Genomic DNA, 2,173 nt, shown 5'->3' on the forward strand with positions numbered 1-2,173 from the left:
TCCTAATCAATAAATTATCACTTTATTATCAATAAATAATAGTAAAATTATCATAAATTATACTTTTTTTCTACTAAAAATTCGCTAATGTTATTGATAATCAATGGATTGTAAAAGAGTTTAGGAATTTAAAAAAATCCTAAACGGTAAAAAAACCTAAAATTGGCAAAACTGAAACTATTTTAATAAAAAATCTGGTAAAAATAATAGTATAAAAATTGTATAAGTGTCCTCGTTTTGCCATCCTCATGCTTGTTCCCTCTTCAGTGAAAGAGTTTGTCGCTACCTTTCTATAAAGGTGGGGTAGGATGGGAGTAGGGTTGTGCTATGTTGAGTTTTTACTAAAAACGCAAAAAACTTTTTATGCGTCTAGTATCTAGTATATATCAGGCTTTAGCTATAAACAAAATATTGCTTTTAATAAGGAGAGTTATTTTAAAACCATTTCTAAGTGGAAAAAAAAGGAAACTTGCTCCTGATTTTCAACCGATAACTGTTAGCAAAAGCGAAATAAGAAACACCAAGCCGTAACTTGCAACCCAAATACTTATAACTCATCATTCATAACTCATAACTAAAAATGGCTTTAAGCAAGATTTGGAGCGCTTTTATTCTCACGGCAATCATAGTGGCATTGTACAAATGCGTTTTCCTTGGCAATGCAGATATTTTTAGTTGGATGGTAGTAGGCAAGGCAGATGATGCGGCCAATCCCTTGAAAGTAGATGGCATTATACCGACCTGCAAAACAGCTGTTGACTTATGTATTAACCTAATAGGCGTAATGGCAATGTTCCTGGGTTTTATGAGCATTGCTGAAAAAGCAGGGGGGATACGTTTGCTGTCTAGGATAATTGGCCCATTTTTTACAAAGCTATTCCCCGATGTGCCTGCTGGCCATCCTGCCATAGGGTATATGATGATGAATTTTTCTGCAAATCTACTGGGGCTTGACAATGCGGCTACCCCATTTGGCATTAAAACCATGGAAAGCCTGCAAGAACTGAACAAAGAAAAGGAAACAGCTTCCAATGCGCAGATTATGTTTTTATGCCTACATGCCGCTGGGCTTACGCTTATACCCGTAAGTATCATCGCCGCAAGGGCATCGTTAAAAGCTGCCAGCCCAACAGATATTTTTGTGCCTTGCATGATTGCTACTTTTGTAGCCACCATAGCAGCTATGCTGCTGGTAGCTTTTAAGCAGAAAATAAACATGCTGCAACCTGTGATATTGGCTTGGATATTAGGCTTGTCGGCAGTGATAGCTGGATTGGTGTTTTACCTTACTACGCTTAGTACTGATGGCGTGCAATCGTTTTCCAACATATTAAGCAATGGCCTGATACTTTTCATTTTTGTATTAATCATCCTAGGTGGCCTGTATAAGAAAATAAACATTTTTGATGCCTTTGTAGAAGGGGCTAAAGGTGGTTTTGAAACGGCCATTAAAATTATCCCTTATTTGGTTGGCATGTTGGTGGCTATAAGCTTATTACGTAGCAGTGGTACATTTGAAGTAATTATTTCAGGAATGAAAAACTTCTTTGCCTTGTTAGGAGCAGATACCCGATTTGTTGATGGCATACCCACAGCTTTGATAAAACCACTTAGTGGAGGCGGGGCTAGGGGGATGATGATAGATACGATGAAAGCTTCTGGGGTTGATTCTTTTGCGGGAAGATTAGCCTGCATATTACAAGGTTCATCAGATACTACTTTTTATGTTGTAGCTGTTTACTTTGGGGCAGTCTCTATAAAAAATACCCGTTATTCAATTGGGGTAATGTTATTGGCAGACTTGGTGGGCATTATTACTTCTATATTATTATGCTATTTGTTTTTTGGGAAGTAACAAAGCCTGTTCCAATTTAAAACTTTGCATTTTTAAGGACCTCATTACATCCACCTTTGGAAAAAGTTTTTTCTTCCATTTCGTGGCTTATGGTTTCATAAGCCACAGAAAATGTTTCTATTGACTTTAGGGCAATCTGCTCTTCCTTTATCAGGATTGCCCTAACACCTGTATTGCTATAGTATCTGAGTAAAGCATCAATTTCATATTCCTCAAATTTAATGTCGAAAAAGAATTCTGATCTTCTTATCAGTTCATTGTTTTGTTTGTCTTTTGCTATATCTCTGGTTTCTTTGCCAAAAGGCCTTATGATATTAT

Annotated in this window: 2 protein-coding genes; one reads left to right on the forward strand and one right to left on the reverse strand. The window is 36.7% G+C overall.

The genetic code is table 11. The features are described 5' to 3' along the window. Positions 1 to 580: 580 nt before the first annotated feature. Positions 581 to 1,855: a nucleoside recognition domain-containing protein gene (locus ACHFIY_RS19215; RefSeq protein ID WP_410847751.1), complete on the forward strand. Its 1,275-nt coding sequence runs from the start codon at positions 581 to 583 to the stop codon at positions 1,853 to 1,855. A gap of 16 nt (positions 1,856 to 1,871) precedes the next feature. On the opposite strand, the gene ACHFIY_RS19220 is transcribed toward ACHFIY_RS19215, so the two are convergent. Further along, a partial coding sequence (locus tag ACHFIY_RS19220) for a hypothetical protein (RefSeq protein ID WP_410847752.1) occupies positions 1,872 to 2,173 on the reverse strand: 302 nt, incomplete at its 5' end.

Source organism: Parasediminibacterium schistidii (genome assembly GCF_046546515.1).
Taxonomy (GTDB): Bacteria; Bacteroidota; Bacteroidia; order Chitinophagales; family Chitinophagaceae; genus Parasediminibacterium.